The sequence below is a fragment of the Kitasatospora albolonga genome (assembly GCA_002082585.1).
In the GTDB taxonomy this organism is placed as follows: Bacteria; Actinomycetota; Actinomycetes; order Streptomycetales; family Streptomycetaceae; genus Streptomyces; species Streptomyces stephensoniae.
Window position 1 is genome coordinate 4972766 of the sequence record CP020563.1, and the last position, 25001, is coordinate 4997766.

General features: G+C 69.3%; 30 protein-coding genes. 27 read left to right on the forward strand and 3 right to left on the reverse strand.

Going from position 1 to position 25001, the window contains the following annotated elements; all coding sequences use genetic code 11:
• Positions 1-257: 257 nt before the first annotated feature.
• The 3 genes from B7C62_22010 (at position 258) to B7C62_22020 (ending at position 7940) form a co-directional block, all read left to right on the forward strand.
• Entirely contained in the window at positions 258-6518 is a 6261-nt protein-coding gene (locus B7C62_22010; GenBank protein ARF74605.1) for a sugar-binding protein, read from the forward strand.
• Positions 6518-6943: a hypothetical protein gene (locus tag B7C62_22015; protein ID ARF74606.1), complete on the forward strand. Its 426-nt coding sequence runs from the start codon at positions 6518-6520 to the stop codon at positions 6941-6943. The genes B7C62_22010 and B7C62_22015 overlap by 1 nt, the downstream gene beginning before the upstream one ends.
• A 394-nt stretch (positions 6944-7337) precedes the next feature.
• Positions 7338-7940, forward strand: a complete 603-nt coding sequence (locus B7C62_22020; GenBank protein ID ARF74607.1) for a DNA-binding response regulator — start codon at positions 7338-7340, stop codon at positions 7938-7940.
• A 120-nt stretch (positions 7941-8060) separates the two neighbouring features.
• On the opposite strand, the gene B7C62_22025 is transcribed toward B7C62_22020, so the two are convergent.
• Together B7C62_22025 and B7C62_22030 are read right to left on the reverse strand one after the other, a co-directional pair.
• Positions 8061-8786, reverse strand: coding sequence for a trypsin (locus B7C62_22025; GenBank protein ID ARF74608.1), 726 nt, complete (start codon positions 8784-8786; stop codon positions 8061-8063).
• 126 nt (positions 8787-8912) lie between these two features.
• The gene (locus B7C62_22030; protein ID ARF74609.1) at positions 8913-10997 is read right to left on the reverse strand and encodes a PIG-L family deacetylase; all 2085 of its coding nucleotides are present in this window, start codon (positions 10995-10997) and stop codon (positions 8913-8915) included.
• Positions 10998-11853: 856 nt separating this feature from the next.
• On the opposite strand from B7C62_22030, the gene B7C62_22035 reads away from it, so the two are divergent.
• The 15 genes from B7C62_22035 to rpsN all read left to right on the forward strand — a co-directional run bounded on the left by B7C62_22035 (position 11854) and on the right by rpsN (position 18681).
• On the forward strand, positions 11854-12162 hold the full coding sequence (locus B7C62_22035; GenBank protein ARF74610.1) for a 30S ribosomal protein S10: 309 nt from the start codon (positions 11854-11856) through the stop codon (positions 12160-12162).
• Between the two features lie 14 nt (positions 12163-12176).
• On the forward strand, positions 12177-12821 hold the full coding sequence (locus B7C62_22040; GenBank protein ID ARF74611.1) for a 50S ribosomal protein L3: 645 nt from the start codon (positions 12177-12179) through the stop codon (positions 12819-12821).
• A 4-nt stretch (positions 12822-12825) separates the two neighbouring features.
• Positions 12826-13476, forward strand: a complete 651-nt coding sequence (locus B7C62_22045; protein ID ARF74612.1) for a 50S ribosomal protein L4 — start codon at positions 12826-12828, stop codon at positions 13474-13476.
• Positions 13476-13799: a 50S ribosomal protein L23 gene (locus B7C62_22050; GenBank protein ARF74613.1), complete on the forward strand. Its 324-nt coding sequence runs from the start codon at positions 13476-13478 to the stop codon at positions 13797-13799. Before B7C62_22045 ends, B7C62_22050 begins: the two co-directional genes overlap by 1 nt.
• 40 nt (positions 13800-13839) lie before the next feature.
• Positions 13840-14676: a 50S ribosomal protein L2 gene (locus B7C62_22055; protein ID ARF74614.1), complete on the forward strand. Its 837-nt coding sequence runs from the start codon at positions 13840-13842 to the stop codon at positions 14674-14676.
• 12 nt (positions 14677-14688) lie between these two features.
• A complete protein-coding gene (locus tag B7C62_22060; protein ARF74615.1) occupies positions 14689-14970 on the forward strand; it encodes a 30S ribosomal protein S19 in 282 nt (93 codons plus the stop codon).
• A 43-nt stretch (positions 14971-15013) separates the two neighbouring features.
• Positions 15014-15361: a 50S ribosomal protein L22 gene (locus B7C62_22065; protein ID ARF74616.1), complete on the forward strand. Its 348-nt coding sequence runs from the start codon at positions 15014-15016 to the stop codon at positions 15359-15361.
• On the forward strand, positions 15361-16200 hold the full coding sequence (locus tag B7C62_22070) for a 30S ribosomal protein S3 (protein ARF74617.1): 840 nt from the start codon (positions 15361-15363) through the stop codon (positions 16198-16200). The genes B7C62_22065 and B7C62_22070 overlap by 1 nt, the downstream gene beginning before the upstream one ends.
• Positions 16201-16205: 5 nt before the next feature.
• The gene (locus B7C62_22075; GenBank protein ARF74618.1) at positions 16206-16625 is read left to right on the forward strand and encodes a 50S ribosomal protein L16; all 420 of its coding nucleotides are present in this window, start codon (positions 16206-16208) and stop codon (positions 16623-16625) included.
• Positions 16625-16849: a 50S ribosomal protein L29 gene (locus B7C62_22080; GenBank protein ARF74619.1), complete on the forward strand. Its 225-nt coding sequence runs from the start codon at positions 16625-16627 to the stop codon at positions 16847-16849. The genes B7C62_22075 and B7C62_22080 overlap by 1 nt, the downstream gene beginning before the upstream one ends.
• Complete coding sequence (locus B7C62_22085) at positions 16849-17136, forward strand: 30S ribosomal protein S17 (GenBank protein ARF74620.1); 288 nt, start codon at positions 16849-16851, stop codon at positions 17134-17136. The genes B7C62_22080 and B7C62_22085 overlap by 1 nt, the downstream gene beginning before the upstream one ends.
• Positions 17137-17241: 105 nt before the next feature.
• Complete coding sequence (locus B7C62_22090; GenBank protein ID ARF74621.1) at positions 17242-17610, forward strand: 50S ribosomal protein L14; 369 nt, start codon at positions 17242-17244, stop codon at positions 17608-17610.
• Between the two features lie 2 nt (positions 17611-17612).
• Positions 17613-17936 carry a 50S ribosomal protein L24 gene (locus B7C62_22095; protein ID ARF74622.1) on the forward strand — a complete coding sequence of 108 codons (324 nt, stop codon included), beginning with the start codon at positions 17613-17615 and terminating at the stop codon, positions 17934-17936.
• Complete coding sequence (locus B7C62_22100; protein ARF74623.1) at positions 17936-18493, forward strand: 50S ribosomal protein L5; 558 nt, start codon at positions 17936-17938, stop codon at positions 18491-18493. The genes B7C62_22095 and B7C62_22100 overlap by 1 nt, the downstream gene beginning before the upstream one ends.
• A gap of 2 nt (positions 18494-18495) precedes the next feature.
• Positions 18496-18681: a 30S ribosomal protein S14 type Z gene (rpsN, locus tag B7C62_22105; protein ID ARF74624.1), complete on the forward strand. Its 186-nt coding sequence runs from the start codon at positions 18496-18498 to the stop codon at positions 18679-18681.
• Between the two features lie 124 nt (positions 18682-18805).
• Here the strand turns inward: rpsN and B7C62_22110 are convergent, their stop codons facing one another.
• On the reverse strand, positions 18806-18970 hold the full coding sequence (locus B7C62_22110; GenBank protein ID ARF77319.1) for a 30S ribosomal protein S8: 165 nt from the start codon (positions 18968-18970) through the stop codon (positions 18806-18808).
• On the opposite strand from B7C62_22110, the gene B7C62_22115 reads away from it, so the two are divergent.
• The 9 genes from B7C62_22115 (at position 18905) to B7C62_22155 (ending at position 24960) form a co-directional block, all read left to right on the forward strand.
• Complete coding sequence (locus B7C62_22115) at positions 18905-19303, forward strand: 30S ribosomal protein S8 (GenBank protein ID ARF74625.1); 399 nt, start codon at positions 18905-18907, stop codon at positions 19301-19303. The genes B7C62_22110 and B7C62_22115 overlap by 66 nt on opposite strands.
• 21 nt (positions 19304-19324) lie before the next feature.
• Positions 19325-19864: a 50S ribosomal protein L6 gene (locus tag B7C62_22120; GenBank protein ID ARF74626.1), complete on the forward strand. Its 540-nt coding sequence runs from the start codon at positions 19325-19327 to the stop codon at positions 19862-19864.
• A gap of 2 nt (positions 19865-19866) precedes the next feature.
• Positions 19867-20250 (forward strand): 50S ribosomal protein L18, encoded by a 384-nt coding sequence (locus B7C62_22125; GenBank protein ID ARF74627.1) that lies wholly within the window; start codon positions 19867-19869, stop codon positions 20248-20250.
• Positions 20251-20297: 47 nt separating this feature from the next.
• Positions 20298-20903, forward strand: a complete 606-nt coding sequence (locus B7C62_22130; GenBank protein ARF74628.1) for a 30S ribosomal protein S5 — start codon at positions 20298-20300, stop codon at positions 20901-20903.
• Entirely contained in the window at positions 20903-21085 is a 183-nt protein-coding gene (locus B7C62_22135; GenBank protein ID ARF74629.1) for a 50S ribosomal protein L30, read from the forward strand. The genes B7C62_22130 and B7C62_22135 overlap by 1 nt, the downstream gene beginning before the upstream one ends.
• 1 nt (position 21086) lies before the next feature.
• Positions 21087-21542 carry a 50S ribosomal protein L15 gene (locus tag B7C62_22140; protein ID ARF74630.1) on the forward strand — a complete coding sequence of 152 codons (456 nt, stop codon included), beginning with the start codon at positions 21087-21089 and terminating at the stop codon, positions 21540-21542.
• Between the two features lie 463 nt (positions 21543-22005).
• Complete coding sequence (locus B7C62_22145; GenBank protein ID ARF74631.1) at positions 22006-23319, forward strand: preprotein translocase subunit SecY; 1314 nt, start codon at positions 22006-22008, stop codon at positions 23317-23319.
• Entirely contained in the window at positions 23319-23981 is a 663-nt protein-coding gene (locus tag B7C62_22150; GenBank protein ARF74632.1) for an adenylate kinase, read from the forward strand. Before B7C62_22145 ends, B7C62_22150 begins: the two co-directional genes overlap by 1 nt.
• 142 nt (positions 23982-24123) lie before the next feature.
• Entirely contained in the window at positions 24124-24960 is an 837-nt protein-coding gene (locus B7C62_22155) for a type I methionyl aminopeptidase (GenBank protein ARF74633.1), read from the forward strand.
• Positions 24961-25001: the final 41 nt, after the last annotated feature.

A 25001-nucleotide genomic window follows, 5' to 3' on the forward strand; every position in this document is an offset into this window, starting at 1 on the left:
TCCCCCGGCCTTCTCGTCCCGCGTCCCATCTTTTTCGTGTACCCGTCATTGTCCCGCAGGCAGGGCGGGCACCGGGAATCACCGCCGGGTGCCCCCGCGCGGGCCGGTGGATGAACTCCTGGCGGTACGTGAAACCTTCACTTCTCCGGCCCCGGCCCGCTTGCTTGGATCGCCTCTGTTCCGTGTCCACGTACGACAGAGAGTTGCTGACAGTGTCGGAGCAGATATCTCCCGAACAGCCGTGGGAGGGTTCGTCGTTGGCCATGCAGCGGCGAAGACGCCTTCTGCCGCGGATCGCCCTCGGCGCGGCCCTGGTGCTCGCGGTGGAGATGGCCCTGGTGACGGAGAGCGGCCATGCCGTGGCCCTCTCCCGGCAGGCCCCGGAGACCCCGGTCGCCGAGCAGCCCGCCCCCGAGGGGCCGCGTGAGGCCGAGGACATCCTCTCGGCGAAGGTCGCGGCCAAGCTGTACGGCAAGCGGGTGGAGGCGCTCTCCGAGCGCACCGAGACCTCCACGACCTGGGTGAACAAGGACGGTTCGCTCACCACCGAGCTGGCGGCGGGCCCGGTCCGCTTCGAGGAGAACGGCAGCTGGACCGATGTCGACGTCGAGCTCCGCGAGACGGCCGACGGCGTCGAGGCCAAGGCCCACCCCAACGGACTGAGCCTGGCGGGCCGGGGCGGCGCCCTGCCGCGTTCGCTGCGCGAGGCGGGCCGGGCCCCCGCCCGTGACCTGGTCACCCTTGGCGAGGGCGACGAGCGGATCACCCTCCAGTGGAAGGGCGGACTGCCCGCCCCCGAACTGGACGGCACGCGGGCCACCTACCCCGAGGCCCTCCCGGGCGCCGACGTCATCGTGGAGTCGACCCGTACCGGCTTCGAGCAGTACGTCGAGATCAAGAAGCGTCCGGCCGAGGGGTACTCGTACACCCTGCCGCTCAAGGCCAAGGGCCTGACGGCGAAGGAGCAGCCCGACGGCAGCGTGCTGTTCACCGACCGGAAGAACAAGAAGCGGGCCCTCATGCCCGCCCCGGTGATGTGGGACGCGAGCGTCGACAAGGTCTCCGGCGAGCACACGCGCCGGGTGCCGGTGGCGATGAAGGTGGTGCCGCGGAAGGACGCCGTCGACCTGGTCGTCACCCCGGACGCGGAGTTCCTCGCCGACCCGGCCACGCGGTACCCGGTCACCGTGGACCCCTCCACCTCGGCGCTCTCCAACGTCTTCGACACCTACGTCCAGCAGGGCGAGACCGGCGACTGGTCGGCGGCCACCGAACTGAACTGGGGCTACCCCGGGACGACGAACCCCAACGGCACACCGCGTACGGCCCGCTCCTTCATCTCCTGGAACACCTCGCCGGTCCGGGACGCGCTGGTCATGGACGCCAAGCTGGCGCTGTGGAACCACCACTCCGGGAACACCGACTGCAAGGCGTACCCGTGGGAGGTGTGGGCCACCGGAGCCGCCTCGACCTCCTCGCGCTGGACCGCGCAGCCCGCGTGGACCGCGAAGAAGGCCACCTCGACCCAGACGCGGGGCAACCCCGCCTGCACATCGGCCCCAGACGGCTGGATCAACGCCGACGTCACCACGATGGTCCAGGAGTGGGCCTCGGCCAAGGCCACCCGCGGGCACATGGGCCTGCGGGCCACCAGCGAGACGGTGGTCGCGCAGTGGAAGCGGGTCAACTCCGCGAACGCCGCGAAGAACCCGCCGAAGCTGACGGTGACGTACAACTACCGTCCCCGTAACGGCACCAAGCAGGAGGCGGGCCCGCCCTACTTCTCCTACGGCGGCGCCTACACCGTCAACACCCTGACGCCGACCCTGCGCGACACCTTCGTCGACGCCAACGGCGACAAGGTCAACGGCACCTTCCAGATCTTCGACAGCGCCACCGACAAGCAGGTCGGCAGCCCCGTCGTGTCGAAGTTCGTCCCCTCCGGGCAGGTCGCCTCGGTGACCGTTCCGGCGGGCGTGCTGGCCGAGGGGAAGACGTACAAGTTCCGTACGAGCCCCTACGACGGCACGCACTACAACACCGGCTGGTCCGCGTGGAAGACCTTCACGGTCGACACCAGGGCGCCCTCCGCCCCGACGCGGATCATCTCCACGGACTACCCGGCCGGCCAGTGGGTCAAGGGCGCCGGACAGGCGGGCACCTTCACGGTGACACCGCCGGGCGGCACCGACCACAACTGGCTCGAATGGTCGCTCGACGGGGTCAACTGGACCAAGGTCACCACCGGCGGGGCCGCCGCCGCCAAGGCGATCAGCGTCGCCCCGCCCAAGGACGGCACCCACACCCTCGAAGTGCGCGCGGTCGACAAGGCCGACAACAAGTCCGAGGCCATCGAGTACACCTTCCACGCCGGGCCGGGCGGCTTCGTCCAGCCGTCCGAGGGCGAGCGCACCGCCCGCCGGCTCCTCCTGCTGGCCGAGGCCGAGGCGGTCAAGTACAACGCCGTCTCCTTCTCCTGGCGCCGCTCCGAGGCCGACCCCTGGGTGCGCATCCCCGCCGCCGACGTCACCTCCGGCGGTACGCCGCTGAGCGCGTGGCCCGTGCCGATGACGGGCGGCCGGAACGCGGCCCTGGTGTGGAACGCGACCTCCACCGTCGACCCCGACGGCACCGTCCAGATCAAGGCCGACTTCACCGGCCCCGGCAACGCCACCGGCTCCACCGAACCGCTCGGTGTCGTCGTGGACCGGGCGGCGGAGGGCGCGGCCACCGAGGACGTCGGCCCCGGCTCGCTCAACCTGCTGACCGGTGACTACACGCTGTCCGCCACCGACGCCTCCGCGTTCGACCTGGCCGTCTCCCGTACGGCGACCTCCCGGGCGCCCCGCAAGGGCGGCGACCAGGAGGGACAGGCCCCCATCTTCGGCAAGGAGTGGGTCGTGGGCACCGTCGCCGAGATGACGGAGTCCGACTACACCCACCTGCGCAGGGTCTCCGACACCGCCGTGGCGGTGGTGACGGACGACGGGGAAGCGGTCCACTTCACCGCGAACGCGGCCCGGACCGGCTGGATTCCGGAGGCCGGGTCGGAGGACCTGACGCTCCGGGGGAGTGTGAGCTCCTCCTTCACCCTGTCCGACACCGACGGGACGGTCACGGAGTTCACCAAGCCGGACGCGGCGGCCGAGACCTGGCAGGTCTCCAGCACCCTGCTGGACGGACTGGCCAACTCCGCCACCACGATCGTCTCCGAGACGGTGACCGTGGACGGCAAGAAGCTCGCCCGGCCCCGGCGGATCATCGCCCCGACCTCCGGAGCGACCGCCGCCGCCTGCACCGCGAACGCGGCGACCAAGGGCTGCCGGGCCCTGGAGTTCGTGTACGCCACCGCCACCACGGCGACCGGCGCGGAGTTCGGCGACTACGCCGGGCAGGTCAGGGAGGTCCGCCTCTGGTCCACCCAGCCGGGTGCCGCGGCGGCCACGTCCAAGGCGGTCACCTCCTACCGGTACGACACCGAGGGCCGGCTCCGCCAGCAGTGGAACCCCAACCTGGCGCAGAGCACCGGGACCCAGTACTCCTACGACTCCGCGGGGCGCGTCACCGGGCTGCAGCAGCAGTCCGAGCTCCCCTGGACCTTCACCTACGGCAAGGCGGGCAGCTCCGACGCCGCGGGTGAGGGCATGCTCCTGAAGGCGTCCCGGCCCGGCCTCAAGCAGGGCACCACGGACGTCGAGGAAGGCACGGCGGCCACCAGCATCGTCTACGACGTGCCGCTGACCGGGGCCTCGGCGCCCTACAGGATGGGTGCGGCGGACGTCAGGGCGTGGGGGCAGACCGACGCGCCCACCGACGCCACCGCCGTCTTCCCCGCCGACTCCGTGCCCTCCGCCCACTCCGGCGCCTCGCTCGGCGCGGCCGACTACAAGCGGGCCGCGCTCCACTACCTGGGTGTCTCCGGCCGCGAGAGCAACACCGCCGCACCGGGCGGGCACATCAGCACCACCGAGTACGACCGCTTCGGCTCCACCGTGCGTGAGCTGACGGCCGCCAACCGCGCGGTGGCCCTCGGCCTGAGCGCCGCCGACCGGGCCGTCCAGGCCGAGCTGGGCATCGCCGGGCTCACCCCCGCCGAGCGGGCCGACCTGCTGGCGACCCGGAGCGTCTACAACGACAACGGCACCCGGGAACTGGAGGAGTTCGGCCCGCTGCGGCGCGTCGACCTCACCGCCGACCTGAAGTCCGGCTCCACCACCCTGGTACCGGCGGGCACCTCCGTCGTCGCCCGGTCCTGGAAGACCACCGTCTACGACGCGGGCCGCCCGACCGACGGCACGGCGAAGGTCAAGGACCAGGCCACCACCGTCACCACCGGCGCCCAGGTCCGCGAGCACCCCACGGTCCTCGCCGAGCCCCGCGTCTCGCGGACGGTCTACGACTGGACGAAGGGCCTGCCCACCAGCACGGTCCAGGACCCCGGCGGCCTCGCCATCACCACCCAGAAGGCGTACGACGCCCAGGGCCGTGAGACGAGGACGGTCGCACCGGGCTCCACGGGCACGGACGCCGCCGCCAACGTCACCACCTACTGGTCGGCGACCGGCACCGGCACCTGCCAGGGCCGCCCGGAGTGGGCCGACCTGGTCTGCTCCACCGGACCCGCCGCGGCGATCACGGGCGGCGGGAGCAACCCCGCGGCCCTGCCGACCACCACCACCGAGTACGACTGGTGGGGCAACCCGGCCAAGGTCGTGGAGACCGCGAACGGCGTCACCCGTACGACCACCACCACCCACGACGGAGCCGGCCGCCCCGAGCGGACGGCCGTCACCGGAGGCAGCGGCGCGGCCGTCCCGGAGACCACCACGGAGTACGACCCGGTGACGGGCCGTGCCCTGCGGACCGTGTCGCCCACCGGCGGCACCCTCACCCGGGCGTTCGACAGGCTCGGACGGCAGATCGCGTACACGGACGCGGACGGCGGACGGACGGTCACCGAGTACGACCTGCTCGACCGCCCCGTCAAGGTCACCGACAACGTGCCCTCGACGGTCACGTTCACCTACGACCACAACGCCGAGCCGCGCGGCCTGGCCACCACGACCACCGACTCCGTCGCCGGTACCTTCCGGGCCACCTACGACGCCGACGAGTCCGTGGCCACCGAGAGACTGCCCGGCGGCTACACCCTCACCACCACCGAGGACACCACGGGCGCGACCCTCGACCGCACCTACACCCGGGACAGCGACGGCACGGTCGTCTACTCCGACACCGTGACGGAGTCCATCCACGGACAGGTCACCAGCCACGCGGGCTGGTCGGACCAGACCTACCGGTACGACGTCACAGGCCGGCTGACCACGGTCCTGGACACCGCCGACACGGTCTGCACGCGCCGCGCCTACACCTTCGACGCCCGCTCCAACCGCACCGCGCTCACCACGGCGAGCGGACTGCCGGGCGCCGACTGCCCCACCACCGGAGGGACCACCACCAGCCACACCTACGACACCGCCGACCGGCTCGTCGACACCGGTTACGTCTACGACGCCTTCGGCCGCACCACGGCCACCCCGAACCACGGCACCCTGGGCTACTACGCCAACGACCTCGTCCACCAGCAGACCGCCGCCAACCAGCGCCAGACCTGGCTGCTCGACGCGGGTCTGCGGCTGCGCTCCTGGCGGACCGAGGCCAACAGCGGCGGCACCTGGACGCAGACCGCGTCCAAGCGCAACCACTACGACAGCGACGGCGACAACCCCCGCTGGATCGTCGAGGACACCGCCGCCGGGACCGTGACCCGTAACGTCGACTCGGCGTCCGGGGACCTCGCCGCCATCACCGGGAAGAGCGGCGGCACCGTCCTCCAGCTCACCTCCATCCACGGCGGCGTCGCCCTCCAGCTCCCGCTGGACACCGCGCAGGCCCCGGTCGCCCTCGAAAGCGACGAGTACGGCAACCCGCGCACCGGACAGGCACCCGCCCGCTACGGCTGGCTGGGCGGCAAGCAGCGCTCCGGCGAGACCCTGACCGGGCTCACCCTCATGGGCGTACGCCTGTACGACCCCAAGGTGGGCCGCTTCCTCCAGACCGACCCGGTCTCCGGAGGCAGCGCGAACCGGTACGAGTACGCGTACGGCGACCCCGTCAACAAGTACGACCTCGACGGCCGCTGGGTGCCGTTGGCCATTCTCGGCGTCCGGGCCGCCTGGGCGTGCTTCCGGCACTGCGGAAAGATCTACCGCGCGGCGAAGAGCGGATACCGCGCCTACAAGGCGTACAAGAAGAAAAAGAAGTACGTGAAGGCGCTCTTCCAGTACCGGTCCCGCGGGGCATCCTGGAACAACAGCAGGTTCTTCGGCGAGCGCAGCCGGCTCTTCGGGGACAAGCACCGGGGACGCCAGGGCATCTTCAACGGCCAGAACCGCGGTATCGGCTGGAGCGCCGTGGGCTTCAAGAGGACGCTCGGCATCAAGAAGGCCCGTACGGTCTTCCGGGTGAAGTTCGGCCGGAAGCGCCACTGGGACCTCAGAGTGGGGAGGTGGTTGTGATGACGGCCCCCGGCCGGAAGTTCCTTCCGGTCACCCTGGCCGAGGAGGCCCTGCACACCGCCGGAGCACCGGACGCCTCCTTCGAGCAGCGCGATGTGGAGGACGGCGGCTGGTTCGCCGACTGGGACGGCACGGTCGCCGGGTCCGATGTGTACATCGGCCTCATGGGCGGGTCGCCGGACGCGGAGTCGGTGCGCGTCCTCCTGGACGACTGGACCTTCGACGAGGTGGCCACCGGTGACGTCGGTGAGTTCCTCGCGCGGGTCCTCTCCGGGCAGGCGGCCCTCAGCAGACAGAGGTCCTTCCTCTTCTCCTCCTCCCATCTGCTGGAGGTCCGGGTCGGGGCGTCCTCCTACTCCGCCGGGAGGGACGTCCGGCCGGACGACGAGCTCGTTCCGTGGGAGCGGGCTCTGACCGTCGGGTGAACCGAGGTGTGCTGCGGCCCCGGGGCCGGGGCCGCAGCACACCGTTCCCCACGAACACGTGAACATCTCACTCCCTCCGCCCGTCCTGGCGTGGTCGGATCGGTGCCGACCTACCCGCGCCACCTGCCCACAAGGCAGCCGCGGCGCGCCACACAGCGGGGGAAACACAGCGCCATGACCGGGCGGACACAGCGTGAGAGAACCGAGATCGCCGCCATAGGGGCGGTCGCCGGGCTGGTGTACGCCCTCGCCGCCCTCTGCGCGGTGGTCCGGGGCCCGCAGACGCTCCTCTTCTTCCTGCCCGCCCTGCTCGGCGCCCCGGTCGCGGTGTGGTGCGTACGGCAGGGAGTCCTCGTCGCCGTGAAGGCCCGGGCCGTCGGCGATAATCGAGCATGTGATCAGGGTGCTGGTGGTCGACGACCATGACGTGGTGCGGTCCGGTCTGACGGCACTCCTGTCGGCCGAACTCGGCATCCGGGTCGCCGGGCAGGCGGCGGACGGCCCGGCCGCGCTCGCCGAGGCGGAGCGGCTGCGCCCGGACGTGGCGCTGCTCGACATCGACCTGCCCGGCCTGGACGGGATCACGGTCGCCGCGGGGCTCGCGGAGCGCCTGCCCTCCTGCCGCACGCTGATGCTCACCGCGCTCGACCGCCCCGGCCATCTGCGCCGCGCGCTGGCCGCCGGGGCATTCGGATATCTGCTCAAGAGCACGCCCCCGGCACAGGTCGCCGACGCCATCCGGCGGATCGCCGCGGGCGGCCGGGCCATCGACCCCCGGATGCGCGGGGACGAGCGCCCCGGCCCCAGCCCGCTCACCGAGAAGGAGACCGAGGCCCTCCGGCTCGCCGCCGGGGGAGCGCACTCCCGGGAGATCGCCGCCGACCTCTTCCTCAGCGTCGGCACCGTACGCAACCGCCTCTCCTCGGCGATCGGCAAGCTCCACGCCCGTACCCTCGTCGACGCCCTGCGGATCGCGGAGCACCACGGCTGGCTGTGAACACCCCGCCCGCACATGGATGTAGGGCCCCGGTACCTCAGGGCGGAGAGGTACGGGGGCCCTACGTGCTACGGGGACGGCGGTCGGTCAGGTTCCGCCGCCCCCGGGTGTGAGTGCCGGTCAGACGCCGGTGATGGACTGGATCCAGGAGCGGTACGCCGTGACGTTCGTGTACGCCGTCGTGGTCTGCCGGTCGCTGGTGGAGGCCACGCCCACCTGGATGCCGTTGGCCGTCATCGGGCCGCCGGAGTCGCCGCCGGCCGTGATGCCGTTGCCGCGGCGGGCGCAGATCGCCGAGCCGCCGTACGCGTCACCGCAGCCGCCGGTCACCGTCACGTTGGCGACCTTCAGGTAGCGGGACTGGCAGGTGGACTCCGGGCTGCACCGCGCGGTGGCGCCCCAGCCCCAGACCTGGACGCTCTGACCCACGCTCACCGAACCGGGCGAGCCGAGGCGGGAGTAGGTCGTCTGCACGGAGCGGTCCAGGCGGACCAGGGAGATGTCCGCGCTGTGGTTGTACGTCTGGACGCCGTTGGCCACCACACCGCCGCTGTGCTGGTCCAGGCTGCCGATGCGGAACGACAGCCCGCCGCCGGTGACGCAGTGTCTGGCGGTGAGAATCCAGGTCGGCGCGATGATCGTCGCCGAACAGGTCTCCCGGCCGTTGGAGAAGAGGCGTGCCGCCCACGGGGCGTTGCTCGCCTGGCCGCCGCCGATGATCTGCGTGGTGGGGGGCGGGGCGTCCGTCAGCGGGGGCGCCGGGGCGGCGGCGGCCGTGGGGGTGAGAAGAGCGAGGACGGTGGCCGCTGTGGCGAGAACAGCGGGAACTAGCCTTGCTATTCGCATGGTTCCTCATTTCGGGGATCACGCTGAGGGGCGTGTTTGTGGGGGTTGACGGCCCCAGGGTGTCGAAGAACCAACCGGCCGGGTACTAACGCTTCCCCATAACACGGCGTTATGGGCCGGTGAACTCTAGGTAGTTCCACCCTCACGATAGGCCCACGGCGCCGCGTCCGGCCCCAGCCCCACCACGGTGGGTGTCCCGTCCGGGCCGAGGTGGAGCACGGCCCCGTCCAGGGCGACCGGCCCCCGGTCGCGTACGGAGGTGACGTCGGCGGCGGTTCCGGCGGTTCCGGCTCCGGTTCCGGCGGTGGTGGCTCCGGTGGCTCCGGTGGTACGGAGGCGGAGCACGCCCTCCGCGTCGCGGCCGAGCAGCACCCGGCCCCGGGGGGAGCGCGCGACGGCCACGGGCCCGTAGCCGTCGAAGCGGGGGACCGGCATGTTCCGGCCACCCACCACCGTGAGCGGGGCCGCCGCGGCGGCCCGGAAGTACAGCTCCACCGACCCGTCGGGCGCGGCCACGGCGGCCGGTGCGTGGGCCGGGACGGGTGCCCCGGTGAGCTGGGTACGGGCGGTGACCTCCTGGTCCGGGGCGTCCTGGGTCCAGTGGTGCACGGCATGGTGCCCGGCCGCGTACACATGGACGCACCCCGCCGTGTCCACGACCGCGCTCAGCCCGTCCTGTACCTCGCCACCGCCCAGATCACGCCACGCGCCCCACCGCCCGCCCTCGCCGCGGACCCGGGTGCTCACCCCCTTCTCCGCGTTCCGTACGAAGAGGTGGACGCGCCCGTCCGGGGCGGCGACGGCGACCGGTATCCCGATGCGGCGCCCGTGGTCGCGGCCTGCCGCGGGGTTCCCGAGCCCCCGCCAGGCACGGAAGGGCCCGTCCGGGGAGCGCTGCTCCAGCACCACGATCTCGCGCTCGTTGTCGGAGCCGTGCCCGCCGAGCGCCGCGAACCGCAGCCCGAACAGCAGCAGCCGCCCGTCCGCCGTGACCGCCGACCCCAGCGCGGGGGCGAGCGGCCCGCCGCCGAGGTCGTCCGGCTCCTCCCAGACCCCGCTGCCGGGGGCGCTCTCCCGCCACCGCACGGTCCGCAGCCCCAGCACCCCGTACGCGGTGAGCCGGCCGTCCGCCCCGGGGGCCACGGCGGTACGGGGACCCGGGTAGCGGTGATGGGTGGACCGGACCCAGCCCTTCCGGTTGGTCAGGGGCCGGTCGCCGCCCACGTTGTAGTCGCCGCAGCCGGACGGATTGCCGCACTCCCACGCGGGCGACCCGCCGTACGGGACGAGATGCGCGGCCTTCCGCTCCAGCACGTCCGGCGGCAGGTTCTTGGGCCAGTGCCGGTTGTAGTACCCCCGGAACGACGACACGACGAACCCCGGCACCCCCTCCCCGCCCGCCGTCGCCCGCGCCACCCACCGGATCAGCGCCGCCCAGGCGAAGGAACCGGCGGCGGTGTGGTCGGCGTGGTCGGAGTACCCGCGCTGCTCACTGTCCCGGCGCCGCTCGGCCTCGGAGCTCGCCTGGAGGTCCGGATCGGGGTCCAGGGTGTGCACGAGGGTGGGCCGGTACCGCTCCAGCAGCCCCACGAGGACGTCGATGAGACCGTCGTACGTATAGGAACCGGCCCGGTCCAGCGGCGATCCGTCGGCCACGACGGTACGCAGCACGAGCCGCCGGTCCTGCCAGAGGCTGGGCAGCCCGAGCCGCCCCCAGCCGGTGTGCATCGCGGTGTTGAGGAAGACCAGCTCGACCCGGCGCACCCCGTCGGCCAGCACGTTCACCTCGGCGCGGTGGCCGCCGTGCAGGGTGAGCACGGACCGCTCCCAGGGCGTGAACCGGTCGAGCCCGAGCAGGACCGCGTACGCCTGGCGCAGCCCCTGGTGGCGCGAGGAGGAGTACGCGCTCCGGTCCGGCGCCGGGCGGGGCGCCCCGGGGATCTTGTTCACCCCGTCCGCCTCGCCCGCGGTCAGGTACACGCAGACCAGCGGGGTCCCGGCGTCCAGCGCCTGCCGGGTGTCCGGGTTCATGAAGTACAGGTCGTCGTCGGGGTGGGCCAGCAGCTGCATGATCTGCGCCCGCCGGGTGGTCGCTATCGCCAGCCCGGGCGCCGGGTCCGGCACGGGGCCCCGGCGCCGGGGGGACGGTACGGCGCACCCCGCGACGGCGGCGGTCGCGGTGGCCGCGAGGAGGAGGGCGCGCCGGGGCACCCGTATCCGGCCCGGTACAGATCGATCCGCCACGCCACGCACTCCGTCCGCTCCCGCTTCCCCCGCAGCGGGCGAACGGTCGCCCCGTGCTGCGTACTCCTGACTACCCGCGCAGGCCGGCGGCTGGTCGGGCCGTGGTGCCTGCGGGGGGACAGACGGGGGCCGGGGCGGGCGGGTTGCCCGGCCGTGAGGTGGCGTTGCGCACGCCGTACCCGTACGGCGGGTTCGCGGGCTACGGCCGCACGATGCACCGGGCGGGTGTCCGCCGTCGGCCGGGCGTTCGCGGTTCCCCTGGTCGGCACGGTCGGCTCCTGCGATCGGCCCGCTCCGTCCGGCGGGCGGCCGTGACCAGCACAGTGCGCCGCGGCTCGTCTGCCGACCGGTTTTCCACCGCCCCGTCGGCCCCGGGGCCCGCGCCCCGGGGCCGACGGGGCGGTGCGGCACCCCCGGATGCGCGCCTGCGTTTGAGTACTCGCTCGCCCGGGGTAGGATTCCCGACTCGATTGGCCAGGCCCGCGCCCCGTATGGCACACTGACCAGGTTGCTCGGTTGAGTGTCAATGCTGCGCGCCTCCCGCCGGGAGGACCGGAAGCGAGTCCCACAGTACTCGTCGGCCCTGTACGGGCCGGACGTACGGGAATCTTCCGGGAAGCAATGCAGGGCGCCGGCCAGGCACCCGGTGGGTGTTCCACCCCCGGTTCCGCGGTCCCCGGGCCCGCACCCCCTTGGTTGGGATCTCCTTCGGGAGATTTTCGTAGAGGGGATGCGACACGCCCGACCGCGTGGGTCGGAGGAGGAGTCCAGAGAGCCCCCGGGTTCCAGAGCGTTAAACAGAGAGACAGGACTACTAGTAGCCATGGCGGGACAGAAGATCCGCATCCGGCTCAAGGCCTACGACCACGAGGTCATCGACTCCTCGGCGAAGAAGATCGTCGAGACGGTGACCCGCACTGGTGCGTCGGTCGCGGGCCCGGTGCCGCTGCCCACTGAGAAGAACGTGTACTGCGTCATCAAGTCGCCGCACAAGTACAAGGACTCTCGCGAGCACTTCGAGATGCGCACGCACAAGCGCCTCATCGACATCCTCGACCCCACGCCGAAGACGGTTGACTCGCTGATGCGCCTCGACCTCCCGGCGGGCGTCGACATCGAGATCAAGCTCTGAGGGGACGGGCCGAGATGAGCAAGAACATCAAGGGCGTCCTGGGCGAGAAGCTCGGCATGACCCAGGTCTGGGACGAGAACAACCGGGTCGTCCCGGTGACCGTCGTCAAGGCCGGTCCGTGCGTCGTGACGCAGGTTCGCACCAACGACAGCGACGGCTACGAAGCGGTCCAGATCGCCTTCGGCGAGATCGACCCGCGCAAGGTGAACAAGCCCCTCAAGGGTCACTTCGCCAAGGCCGACGTCACCCCGCGCCGCCACCTGGTGGAGCTCCGCACCCCTGACGCCAGCGAGTACACGCTGGGCCAGGAGGTCACTGCCGAGGTGTTCGAGTCCGGCGTCAAGGTCGACGTCACGGGCAAGAGCAAGGGCAAGGGCTTCGCCGGTGTCATGAAGCGTCACAACTTCAAGGGCCTCGGCGCCGGGCACGGCACCCAGCGCAAGCACCGTTCCCCCGGTTCCATCGGTGGCTGCGCCACCCCTGGGCGTGTCTTCAAGGGCATGCGCATGGCGGGCCGCATGGGTAACGAGCGCGTCACCACCCAGAACCTGACCATCCACGCGGTTGACGCGGAGAAGGGTCTGCTCCTCATCAAGGGCGCGGTCCCCGGTCCGAACGGCGGCCTCGTCCTGGTCCGTACCGCGGCCAAGGGGGCTTGAGGTAATGAGCACCATTGACATCCTTTCGCCGGCAGGCGACAAGGCCGGTACCGTCGAGCTCCCCGCGGAGATCTTCGACGCGAAGACCAGCGTTCCGCTGATCCACCAGGTCGTTGTCGCTCAGCTGGCGGCTGCCCGTCAGGGCACGCACAAGACCAAGCGCCGCGGCGAAGTCCGCGGTGGTGGCAAGAAGCCCTACCGCCAGAAGGGCACCGGCCGCGCCCGTCAGGGTTCGACCCGCGCCCCGCAGTTCGCCGGCGGTGGCGTCGTCCACGGCCCGCAGCCGCGTGACTACTCGCAGCGGACCCCCAAGAAGATGAAGGCCGCCGCCCTGCGCGGTGCCCTCTCGGACCGGGCGCGTCACTCCCGTATCCACGTCGTCACCGGCGTGGTCGAGGGTGCCGCCTCCACGAAGGCCGCCAAGACGCTGCTCGGCAAGATCTCGGAGCGCCAGAACCTGCTCCTGGTCGTCGACCGTGCCGACGAGGCCGCGTGGCTGTCCGCGCGCAACCTGCCCCAGGTGCACATCCTGGAGCCGGGCCAGCTCAACACGTACGACGTGATCGTCTCTGACGACGTGGTCTTCACCCAGGCCGCTTTCGAGTCCTTCGTGTCTGGCCCCCAGACCGCTGAGACCGAAGGGAGCGACGCCTGATGAGTGAGGCGACCGTTACCAGCAAGACGTACTCGGACCCGCGTGACGTTCTCGTCAGGCCCGTGGTCTCCGAGAAGAGCTACGCGCTGCTCGACGAGAACAAGTACACGTTCATCGTCGCGCCCGGCTCCAACAAGACCCAGATCAAGCAGGCCGTGGAAGCGGTCTGGTCGGTCAAGGTCACCGGGGTCAACACGATCAACCGGCAGGGCAAGCGCAAGCGCACCCGCACCGGTTTCGGCAAGCGCGCCGACACGAAGCGCGCCATCGTGACCCTCGCCGAGGGCGACCGTATCGACATCTTCGGCGGCCCGACCTCCTAATTGGAGGCCGAGTCGTCCGGAATCGGACGAGGACTGAGAAATGGGTATCCGCAAGTACAAGCCGACGACCCCGGGCCGTCGTGGCTCCAGCGTCGCCGACTTTGTCGAGATCACGCGGTCCACGCCGGAGAAGTCGCTGGTCCGCCCTCTGCACAGCAAGGGCGGCCGTAACAACGCCGGTCGTGTGACCGTTCGCCACCAGGGCGGTGGCCACAAGCGCGCCTACCGCGTGATCGACTTCCGTCGTCACGACAAGGACGGCGTGCCGGCCAAGGTCGCGCACATCGAGTACGACCCGAACCGCACCGCGCGCATCGCGCTGCTGCACTACGCGGACGGCGAGAAGCGTTACATCGTCGCTCCCCGTGGCCTGTCGCAGGGTGACCGTGTCGAGAACGGTCCGACCGCCGACATCAAGCCCGGCAACAACCTGGCGCTGCGCAACATCCCGGTCGGTACGACCATCCACGCCATCGAGCTGCGGCCCGGCGGCGGCGCGAAGTTCGCCCGTTCCGCGGGTGCCTCCGTGCAGCTGCTGGCGAAGGAGGGCACCATGGCCCACCTTCGTATGCCGTCCGGCGAGATCCGCCTGGTCGACGCGCGCTGCCGCGCGACGATCGGTGAGGTCGGCAACGCCGAGCAGTCGAACATCAACTGGGGCAAGGCCGGCCGCATGCGCTGGAAGGGCGTCCGCCCGACCGTCCGCGGTGTCGCGATGAACCCGGTTGACCACCCGCACGGTGGTGGTGAAGGCAAGACCTCCGGTGGTCGTCACCCGGTCTCGCCGTGGGGTCAGAAGGAGGGTCGTACGCGTTCTCCCAAGAAGGCGAGCAACAAGTACATCGTCCGCCGCCGCAAGACGAACAAGAAGCGCTAGGAGCGGGTTTAGATGCCGCGCAGTCTCAAGAAGGGGCCCTTCGTCGACGGCCACCTCATCAAGAAGGTGGACGTACAGAACGAGGCAGGCACCAAGAACGTCATCAAGACCTGGTCCCGTCGCTCGATGATCGTCCCGGCCATGCTGGGTCACACCATCGCGGTGCACAACGGCAAGATCCACGTCCCGGTGTTCGTCACCGAGTCGATGGTCGGCCACAAGCTCGGCGAGTTCTCGCCGACTCGCACCTTCCGCGGCCACGTCAAGGACGACCGGAAGTCGAAGCGCCGCTAGCAGCGGGGTGGAAACGACTATGACTTACACCGAAGGGACAACCATGGAAGCCAGGGCCCAGGCGCGGTACATCCGCGTCACGCCCATGAAGGCCCGCCGCGTGGTGGACCTCATCCGTGGCATGGATGCCACGGAGGCTCAGGCGGTCCTGCGTTTCGCCCCGCAGGCCGCGAGCGTGCCCGTTGGCAAGGTGCTGGACAGCGCCATCGCCAACGCCGCACACAACTACGACCACACCGACGCCTCTTCGCTGGTCATCAGCGAGGCGTACGTGGACGAGGGTCCGACCCTGAAGCGGTTCCGTCCGCGTGCCCAGGGCCGTGCCTACCGGATCCGTAAGCGGACCAGCCACATCACCGTGGTCGTCAGCAGCAAGGAAGGAACCCGGTAATGGGCCAGAAGGTAAACCCGCACGGGTTCCGGCTCGGCATCACCACGGACTTCAAGTCCCGCTGGTACGCCGACAAGCTGTACAAGGACTACGTCAAGGAAGACGTCGCCATTCGTCGCATGATGACGAAGGGCATGGAGCGGGCCGGCATCTCGAAGGTCGAGATCGAGCGCACCCGCGACCGCGTCCGCGTTGACATCCACACCGCCCGCCCGGGCATCGTCATCGGCCGCCGCGGCGCCGAGGCCGACCGTATCCGCGGCGAGCTGGAGAAGCTGACCGGCAAGCAGGTCCAGCTGAACATCCTCGAGGTCAAGAACCCCGAGGTGGACGCTCAGCTGGTGGCCCAGGCCGTCGCCGAGCAGCTCTCCTCCCGCGTCTCCTTCCGTCGGGCCATGCGCAAGAGCATGCAGTCCTCGATGAAGGCCGGCGCCAAGGGCATCAAGATCCAGTGCGGCGGCCGCCTCGGCGGCGCCGAGATGTCCCGCTCGGAGTTCTACCGCGAGGGCCGTGTGCCCCTGCACACGCTCCGCGCGAACGTCGACTACGGCTTCTTCGAGGCCAAGACGACCTTCGGCCGCATCGGTGTGAAGGTCTGGATCTACAAGGGCGACGTCAAGAACATCGCCGAGGTTCGCGCCGAGAACGCCGCGGCCCGTGCCGGCAACCGTCCGGCTCGTGGCGGCACCGACCGCCCGGCCGGCCGTGGTGGCGGCCGTGGTGGCGAGCGTGGCGGTCGCGGCCGTAAGCCGCAGCAGTCGCCGGCAGCCGAGGCCCCCAAGGCCGACGCCCCCGCCGCCGCTGCTCCGGCTGCTGAGAGCACCGGAACGGAGGCCTGACCGAAATGCTGATCCCCCGTAGGGTCAAGCACCGCAAGCAGCACCACCCGAAGCGCAGCGGTATGTCCAAGGGTGGCACGCAGGTTGCGTTCGGCGAGTACGGCATCCAGGCGCTGACCCCGGCGTACGTGACGAACCGTCAGATCGAGTCCGCTCGTATCGCGATGACCCGTCACATCAAGCGTGGCGGCAAGGTCTGGATCAACATCTACCCGGACCGTCCCCTGACGAAGAAGCCGGCCGAGACCCGCATGGGTTCCGGTAAGGGTTCTCCCGAGTGGTGGATCGCGAACGTCAAGCCGGGTCGGGTGATGTTCGAGCTGTCCTACCCGAACGAGAAGATTGCTCGTGAGGCGCTCACCCGCGCTGCTCACAAGCTTCCGATGAAGTGCCGGATCGTTCGGCGCGAGGCAGGTGAGTCGTGATGTCGGCCGGTACCAAGGCGTCCGAGCTGCGCGAGCTGGGCGACGAGGAGCTTCTCAACAAGCTCAGCGAAGCCAAGAAAGAGCTGTTCAACCTCCGCTTCCAGGCGGCGACGGGCCAGCTCGAGAACCACGGCCGGCTCAAGTCCGTCCGTAAGGACATCGCCCGGATCTACACCCTGATGCGCGAGCGCGAGCTGGGCATCGAGACGGTGGAGAGCGTCTGATGAGCGAGAAGACTGTGACTGAGACCAGCAAGACCGAGCGCGGTTTCCGCAAGACCCGTGAGGGTCTGGTCGTCAGCGACAAGATGGACAAGACCGTCGTCGTCGCCGTCGAGGACCGCGTCAAGCACGCGCTGTACGGCAAGGTCATCCGCCGTACGAACAAGCTCAAGGCGCACGACGAGCAGAACTCCGCCGGCGTCGGCGACCGCGTCCTCATCATGGAGACGCGTCCGCTGTCCGCCTCGAAGCGCTGGCGCATCGTCGAGATCCTCGAGAAGGCCAAGTAATTCCTGAGGGGTTCCCCTCAGGTCAGTTCCGCCAGGCTCGGTGAGGTGCCTCTCCCGTAACGGAGAGGCACCCGCCGGGAACCGGCAGACGATCAGGAGATAGACGTGATCCAGCAGGAGTCGCGACTGCGCGTCGCCGACAACACGGGTGCGAAGGAAATTCTCACCATTCGTGTTCTCGGTGGCTCGGGTCGCCGCTACGCGGGTATCGGTGACGTCATCGTCGCCACCGTCAAGGACGCGATCCCCGGTGGCAACGTGAAGAAGGGTGACGTCGTCAAGGCGGTCATCGTTCGCACCGTCAAGGAGCGTCGCCGTCCGGATGGCTCGTACATCCGCTTCGACGAGAACGCCGCCGTCATTCTGAAGAACGACGGCGACCCCCGCGGCACCCGCATCTTCGGCCCCGTGGGCCGGGAGCTGCGCGAGAAGAAGTTCATGAAGATCATCTCGCTCGCGCCGGAGGTGCTGTAAGCATGAAGATCAAGAAGGGCGACCTGGTCCAGGTCATCACCGGTAAGGACAAGGGCAAGCAGGGCAAGGTCATCGTGGCCTACCCCGCTCAGGACCGCGTCCTCGTCGAGGGTGTCAACCGGGTCAAGAAGCACACCAAGGCCGGTCAGACGGCTCGCGGTTCGCAGACGGGTGGCATTGTCACCACCGAGGCCCCGATCCACGTCAGCAACGTTCAGCTGGTTGTGGAGAAGGACGGCAACAAGGTTGTCACCCGCGTCGGCTACCGCTTTGACGACGAGGGCAACAAGATCCGCGTTGCCAAGCGGACCGGTGAGGACATCTGATGACTGCCACCACTGCGCCGCGTCTCAAGACGCGCTACCGCGAGGAAATCGCCGGCAAGCTGCGTGAGGAGTTCTCGTACGAGAACGTCATGCAGGTTCCCGGTCTGGTCAAGATCGTGGTCAACATGGGTGTGGGCGACGCCGCCCGCGACTCCAAGCTGATCGACGGTGCCGTCAAGGACCTCACCACGATCACCGGCCAGAAGCCGGCCGTCACCAAGGCCCGCAAGTCCATCGCGCAGTTCAAGCTGCGCGAGGGCCAGCCGATCGGCTGCCACGTCACCCTCCGCGGTGACCGGATGTGGGAGTTCCTGGACCGTACGCTGTCGCTCGCGCTGCCGCGTATCCGTGACTTCCGCGGCCTGTCGCCGAAGCAGTTCGACGGCCGTGGCAACTACACCTTCGGTCTCACGGAGCAGGTCATGTTCCACGAGATCGACCAGGACAAGATCGACCGGGTCCGGGGCATGGACATCACCGTGGTCACCACGGCGACCAACGACGACGAGGGTCGTGCCCTGCTTCGTCACCTCGGCTTCCCGTTCAAGGAGAACTGACCGTGGCGAAGAAGGCTCTGATCGCTAAGGCCGCCCGTAAGCCGAAGTTCGGCGTCCGCGGGTACACCCGCTGCCAGCGCTGCGGCCGGCCCCACTCCGTCTACCGCAAGTTCGGCCTGTGCCGCGTGTGCCTTCGTGAGATGGCTCACCGTGGCGAGCTGCCGGGCGTGACCAAGAGCTCCTGGTAACTCTCCTCCGCCCTAGGGCGAAGGGAAGTTCCGGAGACTCTCGGTAAGTATCTGGTCGGCAGGAGCCCCACCTTTCATGCCGTAGGCTAGAAGGGTTGGGCGCCTGCCGCCCACGACCGACTTACTACGCCGTAGGTCCCCGCGCCGCACCCGTCCCGCCACTGAGTGGGGAGAGGGATGGCGCATACAGGAAACCCCGGCGAGAGAGGCCGAAGGCCAACTCATGACCATGACTGATCCCATCGCAGACATGCTCACGCGTCTGCGTAACGCGAACTCGGCATATCACGACGATGTCTCGATGCCGCACAGCAAGATCAAGTCGCACATCGCGGAGATCCTCAAGCAGGAGGGTTTCATCACCGGCTGGAAGGTCGAGGACGCCGAGGTCGGCAAGAACCTCGTCCTCGAGCTGAAGTTCGGTCCGAACCGCGAGCGCTCGATCGCCGGCATCAAGCGGATCTCGAAGCCGGGTCTGCGTGTATACGCAAAGTCCACCAACCTGCCGAAGGTCCTCGGCGGCCTGGGCGTGGCGATCATCTCCACGTCCCACGGTCTCCTGACCGGCCAGCAGGCAGGCAAGAAGGGCGTAGGTGGGGAAGTCCTCGCCTACGTCTGGTAGTCGGGAAAGGAAGGAAAGCTCATGTCGCGAATCGGCAAGCTCCCCATCCAGGTTCCCGCCGGTGTGGACGTCACCATCGATGGCCGTACGGTCGCGGTGAAGGGCCCCAAGGGTTCCCTCACGCACACCGTCGCCGCGCCGATCGAGGTCTCCAAGGGTGAGGACGGCGTTCTCAACGTCACCCGCCCGAACGACGAGCGTCAGAACAAGGCCCTCCACGGCCTGTCCCGCACGCTGGTGGCGAACATGATCACCGGCGTGACCGCGGGTTACTCCAAGGCGCTCGAGATCAGCGGTGTCGGTTACCGCGTCCAGGCGAAGGGCTCCAACCTGGAGTTCGCCCTGGGCTACAGCCACCCGATCCTCATCGAGGCGCCGGAAGGCATCACCTTCAAGGTCGAGTCGCCCACGAAGCTCAGCGTCGAGGGCATCGACAAGCAGAAGGTCGGCGAGGTGGCCGCCAACATCCGCAAGCTGCGGAAGCCCGACCCGTACAAGGCCAAGGGCGTCAAGTACGCGGGCGAGGTCATCCGCCGCAAGGTCGGAAAGGCTGGTAAGTAGCCATGGCATACGGTGTGAAGATCGCCAAGGGCGACGCGTACAAGCGCGCTGCCCGCAAGCGGCGCCACATCCGCGTCCGCAAGCACCTGTCGGGTTCGCCGGAGCGGCCCCGTCTGGTCGTGACGCGTTCCAACCGCCACATCGTGGCCCAGGTCATCGACGACATCGCGGGCCACACGCTCGCGTCGGCGTCGACCCTGGACACCTCGATCCGTGGTGGCGAGGGTGACAAGAGCGCCCAGGCCAAGCAGGTCGGCGCCCTGGTCGCCGAGCGCGCCAAGGCCGCAGGCGTCGAGGCCGTCGTGTTTGACCGCGGTGGTAACCAGTACGCCGGGCGGATTGCCGCTCTGGCTGACGCCGCCCGTGAAGCCGGGCTGAAGTTCTAAGCCCCGGTTCCTACGCACAGCGGACGTAACAGAGAGAGGTAAATCCAATGGCTGGACCCCAGCGCCGCGGAAGCGGTGCCGGTGGCGGCGAGCGGCGGGACCGGAAGGGCCGTGACGGTGGCGCCAGCGCCGCCGAGAAGACCGCGTACGTCGAGCGCGTCGTCGCGATCAACCGCGTCGCCAAGGTTGTGAAGGGTGGTCGTCGCTTCAGCTTCACCGCGCTGGTCGTGGTGGGCGATGGTGACGGCACCGTCGGTGTCGGATACGGCAAGGCCAAGGAAGTTCCCGCGGCCATCGCCAAGGGTGTCGAAGAGGCCAAGAAGAACTTCTTCAAGGTCCCGCGCATCCAGGGCACCATCCCTCACCCGATCACGGGCGAGAAGGCTGCGGGCGTCGTCCTGCTCAAGCCGGCTTCCCCCGGTACCGGTGTTATCGCCGGTGGCCCGGTGCGCGCCGTGCTCGAGTGCGCCGGCGTTCACGACATCCTGTCGAAGTCGCTTGGCTCGTCCAACGCGATCAACATCGTGCACGCGACCGTGGAGGCCCTCAAGGGCCTGCAGCGTCCCGAGGAGATCGCGGCCCGCCGCGGTCTGCCGCTCGAGGACGTCGCCCCCGCGGCTCTGCTCCGTGCGCGTGCGGGAGCGGGTGCGTAATGGCTCGCCTCAAGATCACGCAGACGAAGTCGTACATCGGCAGCAAGCAGAACCACCGCGACACCCTGCGTTCGCTCGGGCTCAAGCGCCTGAACGACTCGGTTGTCAAGGAGGACCGCCCCGAGTTCCGCGGCATGGTGCACACCGTCCGCCACCTCGTGACGGTTGAGGAGGTTGACTGACATGGCGGAGAACAGCCCGCTGAAGGCCCACAACCTCCGGCCTGCCCCGGGCGCCAAGACCGCCAAGACCCGTGTGGGTCGTGGTGAGGCGTCCAAGGGTAAGACCGCAGGCCGTGGTACGAAGGGTACGAAGGCCCGTTACCAGGTTCCGGAGCGCTTCGAGGGTGGCCAGATGCCCCTCCACATGCGTCTCCCGAAGCTCAAGGGCTTCAAGAACCCGTTCCGCACGGAGTACCAGGTCGTGAACCTGGACAAGCTCGCGACGCTCTACCCCGAGGGTGGAGAGGTCACGGTGGCCGACCTGGTCGCCAAGGGTGCCGTGCGCAACAACCACCTCGTCAAGGTCCTCGGACAGGGCGAGATCTCCGTGGCGCTCCAGGTTTCGGTTGACGCCGTCTCCGGCTCCGCCAAGGAGAAGATCACCGCCGCCGGCGGTACGGTCACCGAGCTCGTCTGAGCCCGGATACGGACCCGAGCCCGGCCGGTCGCCTCTTCGGAGGTGGCCGGCCGGGCTTCTCCGTTTCCCGGGCCGTTTCCCCAGGCCGCCGTTCCCGGGCCCTTCCGCCGCCCTACCACGAGGCGTTGAGGAGCGGGCGCCCGACACTTTTTGTGGCGCTGTACGGGAACCGTAAAGGCTCGGGAAAGGTTGAACGAGTGTCCACCGCACCGGTGGTGGGCGCGCCGGGGGGCGTTCGCGTCCCAAATGGTGTGGCTTGGCCGGTCTTTCGCGGCGGGGCCGGAGGGCGGGCGGTGCACCTGTGCACAGCGCGTGTTTCCTGCTCAGTCCCGGGCCGGGTAGGGTAGCGCCGTTCATCTTTTGTGGCCTCCTTACGATGTAGGGCTGCCTTGTATCCGATCCCATCCAGTCCCATCCAGACCCGTCGCCTCTGACGCATAGCGCGGGGGTCGCAGGAGGCACCGTGTTCACCGCGTTCGCCCGAGCGTTCAAGACGCCCGACCTGCGCAAGAAGCTGCTCTTCACGCTGGCCATGATCGTGATCTACCGGCTCGGGGCGCACGTCCCGGCTCCCGGTGTCGACTACGCGAAGGTCCAGCAGTGCATCGACCAGGCCGATTCGGGTGGCCTGCTCGGTCTGATGCAGATGTTCAGCGGTGGCGCCCTGCTGCAGATCACCATCTTCGCGCTCGGCATCATGCCGTACATCACGGCCAGCATCATTCTCCAGCTGCTGACCGTCGTGATCCCCCGGCTCGAAGCCCTCAAGAAGGAGGGTCAGTCCGGTACGGCCAAGATCACGCAGTACACGCGTTATCTGACGGTCGCGCTGGCCGTCCTCCAGGGCACCGGCCTCGTCGCCACCGCCCGCAGCGGTGCGCTCTTCCAGAACTGCAACGTGCGCGACCAGATCGTGCCCGACAAGTCGATCTTCACGACGCTGGTCATGGTCATCACCATGACCGCCGGTACCGCCGCCGTCATGTGGCTCGGTGAGCTCATCACCGACAAGGGCATCGGCAACGGTATGTCGATCCTCATGTTCATCTCGATCGCCGCCACGTTCCCCGGCGCCCTGTGGGCCATCAAGGAGAGCGGCAAGCTGGCCGACGGCTGGATCGAGTTCGGCACGGTCATCCTCATCGGCTTCGTCATGGTGGCCCTGGTCGTCTTCGTCGAACAGGCCCAGCGCCGCATCCCCGTGCAGTACGCGAAGCGCATGATCGGGCGCCGTTCCTACGGCGGTACATCGACGTACATCCCGCTCAAGGTGAACCAGGCGGGTGTGATTCCCGTCATCTTCGCCTCGTCGCTGCTGTTCATCCCGTCGCTGATCGTCCAGTTCTCCGGCTCCACCTCGGGCTGGGCAACCTGGATTCAGGACCACTTCGTGACGGGTGATCACCCGTACTACATCTCGGTGTACTTCGTACTCATCGTCTTCTTCGCCTTCTTCTACGTGGCCATTTCGTTCAACCCCGACGAAGTCGCCGACAACATGAAGAAGTATGGTGGCTTCATCCCGGGCATCCGGGCAGGCCGACCTACTGCCGAGTACCTGAGCTACGTGCTCAACAGGATCACTTGGCCGGGCTCGCTGTACCTGGGCCTGATCGCTCTGGTGCCGACGATGGCGTTGGCAGCATTCGGCGGCGCGAACCAGAACTTCCCGTTCGGCGGGACGAGCATCCTCATCATCGTGGGTGTGGGTCTGGAAACCGTGAAGCAGATCGAGAGTCAGCTCCAGCAGCGCAATTACGAAGGGTTCCTCCGCTGATGCGAATCGTCCTCGTCGGGCCTCCGGGTGCCGGCAAGGGAACGCAGGCCGCGTACCTTGCCCAGAACCTGTCGATTCCGCACATCTCCACGGGCGACCTCTTCCGCGCCAACATCAGCCAGGGCACCGACCTTGGCAAGCAGGCCCGCGCCTACATGGACGCAGGCCAGCTGGTGCCGGACGAGGTCACCATCGGGATGGCCAAGGACCGCATGTCCCAGTCGGACGCCGTGAACGGCTTCCTGCTGGACGGCTTCCCGCGGAACGTCGGCCAGGCCGAAGCCCTTGACGTGATGCTCAAGGACGAGGGCGTGAAGCTGGACGCGGTCCTCGATCTCGAGGTCCCCGAGGAAGAGGTCGTGAAGCGGATCGCGGGTCGCCGCATCTGCCGCAGCGACAGCGCGCACGTCTTCCACGTGACGTACAACCCGCCGAAGACCGAGGGCGTCTGCGACGCCTGCGGCGGCGAGCTGTACCAGCGGGACGACGACAGCGAGGAGACGGTCCGTACGCGGCTCGAGGTCTACCACACGCAGACCGAGCCGATCATCGACTACTACCGGGCCCAGGGCCTGGTGGTGACCATCTCCGCGCTCGGCAAGGTCACCGAGGTGACCGAGCGCGCCATGGCGGCTCTGAAGAAGTCCGACGACCAGGACTGAGCCCCACCACCCCGTACCACCGCTGTACAGCCGGCCGCGGCGCCCCAGGGCGCCGCGGCCGACTGTTTGCGCCCGTATCGTTGGGTACGGCCGCGCTGCGGACCCGTCACCCGTCACCGACGATGCAGAGAGGCGCCGAGCAATGGTGCAGATCAAGACCCCCGAGCAGATCGCGAAGATGCGCGAGGCGGGGCTGGTGGTCGCTGCCATTCACGCGGCCACCCGGGAGGCGGCCGTGCCCGGCGCCACCACGAAGGACCTGGACCAGGTCGCCCGCAAGGTGATCGCCGACCACGGGGCGAAGTCGAACTTCCTCGGTTACGGCGGGTTCCCCGCGACGATCTGCACCTCGGTCAACGAGGTCGTCGTCCACGGCATCCCGGACGAGAAGACGGTCCTCAAGGACGGCGACATCATCTCGATCGACGCCGGCGCCATCGTGGACGGCTGGCACGGCGACGCCGCGTACACCGCCTTCGTGGGCACCGGTCACGCTCCGGAGCTGGTCGAGCTCTCCCGGGTGACCGAGGAGTCGATGTGGGCCGGGATCGCCGCGATGAAGGTGAACAACCGCCTCGTCGACATCTCCCGGGCGATCGAGACCTACATCCGCCGCCAGCCCCGCCCGGCCACCGGCAAGTACGGGATCATCGAGGACTTCGGCGGCCACGGCATCGGCTCCGAGATGCACATGGACCCGCACCTGCTGAACTACGTCTCCCGCAAGCGCGGCAAGGGCATCAAGCTGGTCCCGGGGGTCTGCCTGGCGATCGAGCCCATGGTCTCGCTCGGCACGGCCCGTACGGAGACCCTCGGCGACGACTGGACGGTCATCACGACGGACGGCACCTGGTCCTCGCACTGGGAGCACTCCATCGCCCTGACGGAGCAGGGGCCGCTGGTCCTGACCGCCCCGGACTGCGGCAAGGCGAAGCTCGCGGAGTACGGGATCGAGGCGGCGCCGGACCCGCTGGGGTGACGCCGTCCGGCGGGCGGAGCCCGGCGCAGCGGCCCGAAGCC